6 protein-coding genes are annotated in these 6,219 nt (G+C 59.7%); 4 read left to right on the top strand and 2 right to left on the bottom strand.

From position 1 onward, the window contains the following. Positions 1-84: 84 nt before the first annotated feature. A complete protein-coding gene (locus tag RCH93_RS08380) occupies positions 85-1,812 on the bottom strand; it encodes a ComEC/Rec2 family competence protein (protein WP_306547900.1) in 1,728 nt (575 codons plus the stop codon). 10 nt (positions 1,813-1,822) lie between these two features. Further along, entirely contained in the window at positions 1,823-3,130 is a 1,308-nt protein-coding gene (locus tag RCH93_RS08375) for a 3-deoxy-D-manno-octulosonic acid transferase (protein WP_306547901.1), read from the bottom strand. Positions 3,131-3,419: 289 nt separating this feature from the next. Between RCH93_RS08375 and RCH93_RS08370 the strand changes: the two genes are divergently transcribed. The 4 genes from RCH93_RS08370 to RCH93_RS08355 all read left to right on the top strand — a co-directional run. Next, positions 3,420-3,875, top strand: coding sequence for an Lrp/AsnC family transcriptional regulator (locus RCH93_RS08370; protein ID WP_306547899.1), 456 nt, complete (start codon positions 3,420-3,422; stop codon positions 3,873-3,875). A gap of 19 nt (positions 3,876-3,894) precedes the next feature. After that, complete coding sequence (locus RCH93_RS08365) at positions 3,895-5,151, top strand: diaminopimelate decarboxylase (protein ID WP_306547898.1); 1,257 nt, start codon at positions 3,895-3,897, stop codon at positions 5,149-5,151. A gap of 108 nt (positions 5,152-5,259) precedes the next feature. Then, entirely contained in the window at positions 5,260-5,799 is a 540-nt protein-coding gene (locus RCH93_RS08360) for a transposase (RefSeq protein WP_306547897.1), read from the top strand. Positions 5,800-5,943: 144 nt separating this feature from the next. Next, the coding region (locus tag RCH93_RS08355; RefSeq protein WP_373693271.1) for an RNA methyltransferase PUA domain-containing protein at positions 5,944-6,219 on the top strand (276 nt) is incomplete at its 3' end.

Genomic DNA, 6,219 nt, shown 5'->3' with positions numbered 1-6,219 from the left:
CCCTTGAAGACCACCTCGAGGACTCGTTACGGACAATGGAATGTGATACACCAAGAGTCCATTCCATCGTCGCGTGGCCGTGGATCATGAGTTCACTTTTGAATTAGAATTGGAATTACTGGTCTGCCGCCGCCAGAGGGACAGGGTAAATGAGCACAGCAACGCGCCCGCCAGGAGTCCGGCCAGGCCAACTCGGCGCAGGGTAAGTCGCGGACGGAGCAGCAGCAACAGCACCCCGAAGAACAGTGCAATTTCCAGAAGAGAAGGGGTGATGGTCCAGATCGAGGCGTGCGGAAAGCCGCGCATGGCCTCGGCCAGCCAAATCGTCAACCGGATGCCCAGCCCGCCGAAATCAAACAGAAGATTCGCCGCATTCGGCGCAATCCAGATCAAAGGAATTGCCAACAGTCCGCACGGTAAGGCCCAGAGGCAGAGCAGCGGTTCGATGAGCAGGTTCATCACCGGGCCAATCAGCGAAAAGCGGTTGAAATGGTACAGGAGGATGGGCAGGGTGCCGGCGGTGGCCGCCAGAGAAACATACAGCAGCGATTGCACGGCGCTGATTCCGGTGAGGAGATGGCGACGCCAGTTGGGGGGCAGGTTTTTCGGTTTGTCGACCAGGAGAGGCAGCCGGGGGTAGATGAGGTTGATGGCGAGCACTGCGGCAAAGGAGAGCTGGAACGAAGCGGTGCCCAGCGACAGCGGGCTGACAACCAGAACGACCAGCGCGGCGGCGGCGATCAAATGGATCATCGAGCGCTGCCGCCGCACCATCACGGCAAACAGCACCAGCAGGGCGGTGAGCAACGCCCGAACCGCCGGGACGTTCATACCAGCGATAAAGGCGTACAGCAGTAGAATTGGGGCGGTCAACGCCAGGGCCAGGGTGGGTACATGGGTGTGGAGCAACAACCATTGGCTGCGTTTGAGCAGCCAGGTGAACAGTGCGGCGGTGAAAAGGCCGAGCATGCTGAAGTGCAAACCGGATATGGAAAGAACGTGAAAACAGCCGTTTTCTTTGAATGCCTCCATGAGTTGCGGCGAGATGTTCACTGTTGAGCCGATCAGCAGGGCCTGGTAAAGGCCGGCCAGTTCCGGAGCCAGGCGGCGGTCGAGCGTCTGCGCGATCCGTAACCGCGTCCGTTCGGGGAGAAACCGCAGCTCCCGCCAGAGGGACGAGTCTTGGTCGCGCACCGGCAGCATTTCGTCTGCGGACTGGATCCACCCGGAACAGGAGATCGATTTTGCCGCCATCAGCAGGCGATAATCAAAGACGCCGGGCGTCTGATAGTTGCGGATGCGGTCAACCGTGGCCAGGGCCATGATGTTGACGCCGGGTGCAAAGCGCGAATCAAGGGCGTCGGCGACAGAGAGTTGGATGCGGCCTTGCGCCGGTTGAAAAGGCGCGTTTCTCTCTGGCGTATGGATGAGGGTGGATTCCATCGCCAGTTCAAACCGGGTTTTCTCGCCGTCGAATTCGGGCATGGTCTGGATGCGGCCGACCAGGGTGATGTTTGTTTTTTCGGTGATGAGGTTGGCGATGTGGTGCGGATCAGCGCTTGGCTGCAGGGCCAGGTGGGTGTGGAGCAGGCCGACGAGGAGCGAGAAGGGCAGGGCGGCCAGTGGCTGCAACGGCCGGCGGAGGAACATTGCCAGCGCCGCCGTTACCGCCAGCAAGGGGACGGCAACGGGGATAACCGGCAGTTGCGCCAAGGCGCGCGCGAAAACAAAGGCAACGCTTGCCCCGGCAATGAAGCAGATTGCGGCGCAGACCAGCAGGTTGTCGGCACAGCGCTGCACAAGGCCTTTCATGCCGAGAGCCTCAGGGGCCGGGTTGTGTTCCGGCAAGCAGGGCATTGACGGCGTCTATATGCCGGCCGACAACGCCGCGATTGGCGCGGACACAGGCGCTGGCGGCGGCCGCCGCCAGGTCGTGGGCCACGGGATTGGTCAAAAGTCGCAGCAGTTCCTCTGCCAGCGCGTCGGCTGCATCAATCCGGCGCGCTCCGCCGCACTCGACTAGTTGCTGGGCAATCTCAGCAAAATCCTCCATGTGCGGGCCAAAGAGCACCGGAACCCTTGCCGCCGCCGGTTCAATCGGATTATGGCCGCCCTCCGGCACGAGGCTGCCGCCGACAAAGACCGTCTCGGCCATGGGGTAGCATCCCGCCAGTTCGCCGATGGTGTCAAGAATGAGCGCCGGGCCTGCGGTCTTGCCGTCGGTCCAGCGTCTGCAGGCGCATTGATGGGTCGCGCCCAGGGCGACAATTTCCCCGGCGCGTTCAATGTTTCGCGGCGCAATCAGCAGTTGCAGGTTCGGCAGCGTGGTCAGCAGGCGCCGGTGGACGCGGAAGATCAATTCCTCCTCGCCGCGGTGGGTCGAGCCGCAGATCCAAAGCGGCGCGTGCGCCGAGAAACCGTAGCGCTCCTTGTTCAGGCCAGGGGCGCCGGGGCTTGTCTGCTGATCCGCGACCTGACTGGTGTCGAATTTAAGATTGCCGAGCGTGAGCACCCGCCGCTCCTCCACGCCAAGGGCAACCATCTTGGCCGCATCAGCCCCGGTTTGCATCGAGAGCAGGGAGAAGGAGCGGAACATCGGGCGAAAGAAACCGGAAAAACGTTGGTAGCGGACAAAGGAGCGCTCCGAGATGCGGCCGTTGACCAGCAGCGTTGGCACATGTCGCCGCTTGAGGCAGTGGAGCCAGTGGGGCCAGAAATCGGTTTCCACCAGAATGAACAGATCTGGGCGGATGGTGCGCGCAAAAAACGGCACAACCGGCCCCAGGTCAAGGGGAGCAGCAATCAGGGCGTCGACGTGCGGCGACAGCAGTTTGGCGGCCACCTCGCCGCCGGAGCGGGTGGCGGCGGAAAAAACGATCCGGGCGGCGGGAAAGGCGTCGCGCAGGCCGCGCGCCAGCGGCAGGGCAGAGGTGACCTCGCCCACGGAAAGGGCGTGGATCCAAAATGTTGGCGAGGATTCAGAGGCGAGCGGCGGCAATTGGCCGGCAAGCCCCCAACCCAACCGCCGGCCGATCCGCCTCCGGTATTTCTTTTTGCCAAGAATAAACGGCAGCAGCGGCAACAGCAGCAGGAGCAGAAAAGCTGAGAGCATATTGTAGAGCAACGACATCACAAATCGTGATCCTCGGTTAAGGGCAGGGAGGGTGAACGCCTCCTTGATACCAAGAATCTTTTAGCCTGTGCAAGGGGAAGCGTCGGGTCGGAAGGTATGGGTGATTGCGGTCTCGTTCTGCGCAATCGGATGTTGCGCGAACAAATGGGACTTTACTGCCGGTAAATTTGAATATATTTATATAAAATGATCTTTTTTCTGAATTTTATTCTTGAACACCGTATTTGCTTGCGGTACGGTCTTTTTCATCCACTGTTGGCGATTCCTTTTAACCAGGGTGATGCGGATGCTTGACGAGATCAGTCTGAAAATATTGAAAATTTTGCAGGAAAAGGCCCGCATTCCCAATATCGAGGTGGCGCGTCAGGTGGAAATGGCGCCATCGGCGGTGCTGGAGCGAATCCGTAAGATGGAGCGCCAGGGCATCATCGACGGCTACGAAGTTCGGCTCAATCCCGAACAATTTGATCGTCGCCAGATCGCCTTTCTCGAAATCCACACCCGTTCGGTGGGCGACCGCCCGCAAACCGGTCAGGATCTGGCCGCCATCCCCGAAGTCCAGGAAGTGCATTATGTGGCCGGAGCGGATTGCTATCTGATCAAGCTCCGGGTGGCCGACACCAATGAGCTGGCCGCCATTGTCCGTGAGAAAATCGCTGTGATCAACGAGGTCGTCTCCACCCGGACCACGACCGTTTTGCAAACCTACAAGGAGACCGCGCGCATTCCCATTCGCGGCTGAACCACACGAGGAAACCGTTATGCCTATGACTCAAGGCTTTAAAGATCGACTGTATCCCCACCTGCCGGCCATTGTCGCCCACTACGGCACGCCCTTTCACATCTACGACGAGGCCGGCATCCGCGAGACCGGCCGGCTGTTGCAAGAAGCCTTTGCCGACATCCCGGTTTTCCGTGAATACTACGCGGTCAAGGCATTGCCCAACCCGAGCGTCCTTGCGATCATGCAGGACATGGGGTTTGGCTTTGACTGCAGTTCGACCACCGAACTGATGCTCGCCCGGCAGCTCGGCGCGCGCGGCGCCGATATCATGTTCACCTCCAACAACACCAGTCCCGAGGATTTCCAGGCCGCCGCAGCCGACGGCGGTTGCATTCTCAACCTCGACGACATCAGCTTGATCGACAAGGTTCCGGAGATGCCGGAGCTGATCTGTTTCCGCTACAATCCTGGAAACCGCCGCACCGGCAACGACATCATCGGCAAGCCCGAGGAAGCCAAGTACGGCGTCAGCCACGAGCAGATTATCAACGCCTATCGGCAGGCCCAGGCCAGAGGCGCCAAACGGTTCGGCCTGCACACCATGCTGGCCTCCAACGAACTCCACTACTCCTACATGGTGCAGACTGCGGCCATGCAGCTGGAGCTGGTGGAAACCATCAGTGCCGAGCTGGGCATTGCCTTTGAATTCATCAACATCGGCGGCGGGTTGGGCATCCCGTATCTGCCGGATATCGATCCGTTGAACATTGCGGCCATGGGCGAGGAGATCACCGCCCTGTTCGTTGACTTCAAAGACCGCCACGGCTACTGCCCGGCGCTGATGATGGAAAGCGGCCGCTACATGACCGGCCCGCACGGGGCGCTGGTGGTGCGGGCGATCAACCGCAAGGACATCTACCGCACCTACATCGGAGTCGACGCCTGCATGTCCGCCCTGATGCGGCCGGCGCTCTACGGGGCCTATCATCACATCGAGGTGCTGGGCAAGGAAGGCGGTGAAACGGAGACGGTGGACGTGGTCGGTTCGCTGTGCGAAAACAACGACAAATTCGCAGTGCAGCGAACTCTGCCCAAGATTGTCGACGGCGACATCCTCATCATCCAGGATTCCGGCGCCCACGGCCACGCCATGGGATTCAACTACAACGGCAAGATGCGGCCCCAGGAACTGCTGCTCGGCCAGGACGGCACGGTGCGGCTGATCCGCCGCGAGGAACGGCCTGAGGATTATTTTGCCACGTTGACGTTTGAGGAGAAGGTGTTGCGGGTGTGAGGGGAAAGAGGCAACTGCAGGACCAGGGCGCACGCTGTGCGCCCCTACGCTCGAAAAATGCGATTTTGTTTTCAGGGCGGTTTGCCCATTTTATTCACGGAAGACACCATGGTCTATAATCCAGACATGCATCATCGTCGTTCTATCCGTGTCAAAGGATATGATTATTCCTCTGCGGGAGCATATTTCGTCACCCTTTGTACGCACAACCGGCAATGCTTGTTTGGAGAAATCGTGGGCGGCGAAATGTGTTTGAATGCTATGGGAAAAATCGTTGCCGAAGAATGGGTAAAAACCGGTTTGATCCGACAGGAAAACGAACTGGATGCTTGGGTGGTTATGCCCAATCATCTGCACGGTATTGTTATGGTTCTGGACCAGGGCGCACGCCGTGCGCCCCTACAACCAAACGCAACCAATCGAAGAGGCGAGCGAGCGCCCAAATCATTGGGCGCGTTGATCGCCGGGTTCAAATCTGCGGCAACCAAACGCATCAACCAGATGCGCCAGACTCCAGGGCCGCCAATATGGCAACGCAATTATTGGGAACATATCGTGCGCAACGAAAAGGATTTGCATGAAATCAGGCAATACATCTGCAACAACCCTATGTCCTGGGCCATGGACACCTTGTTTGTGGCGAGATAGTTTTCTCGTTGGTTGATCATGAGTCAGCCCGAGTGTGTAATTGCGGATGTTCCTGTAGGGGCGCACGGCGTGCGCCCGGAAGATTCCATCATGATGCAAACACTGCAGGCGTCGCTCCCTGCTCTCCCTAACCAAAGCGCACCCATGAACCTCCTGCTCATCGAACCCTCGGAACTTATTGCCGGCCAAGCCGCCCTCACCGGCCGCCGAGCCGAACACCTGATCAAGGTTTTGAGGGTGGCGGTGGGCGATACGGTGCGGGTGGGCGTGGTTAACGGCCAGCTTGGCAGCGGGCGGGTGGAAGCAATTGAGGGCGGCACGGTGCGGCTGAGGGTGGAGCTTGTGCGCCAGCCGGCGTGCAATCTGGAGGTGGAGCTGATTCTGGCCCTGCCCCGGCCGATCATGCTCCAGCGCATCCTC

This window comes from Desulfobulbus sp. (genome assembly GCF_030824455.1).
Taxonomy (GTDB): Bacteria; Desulfobacterota; Desulfobulbia; order Desulfobulbales; family Desulfobulbaceae; genus Desulfobulbus.
The sequence above is the reverse complement of the archived record's forward strand: the minus strand, read 5'-3'. Positions and strand labels throughout refer to the sequence as shown.

Coding starts and splice junctions, on each gene's coding strand:
- RCH93_RS08375 (WP_306547901.1), bottom strand. CDS start 3,130: ATGTCGTTGCTCTACAATATGCTCTCAGCTTTTCTGCTCCTGCTGCTG.
- RCH93_RS08380 (WP_306547900.1), bottom strand. CDS start 1,812: ATGAAAGGCCTTGTGCAGCGCTGTGCCGACAACCTGCTGGTCTGCGCC.
- RCH93_RS08370 (WP_306547899.1), top strand. CDS start 3,420: ATGCTTGACGAGATCAGTCTGAAAATATTGAAAATTTTGCAGGAAAAG.
- RCH93_RS08360 (WP_306547897.1), top strand. CDS start 5,260: ATGGTCTATAATCCAGACATGCATCATCGTCGTTCTATCCGTGTCAAA.
- RCH93_RS08365 (WP_306547898.1), top strand. CDS start 3,895: ATGCCTATGACTCAAGGCTTTAAAGATCGACTGTATCCCCACCTGCCG.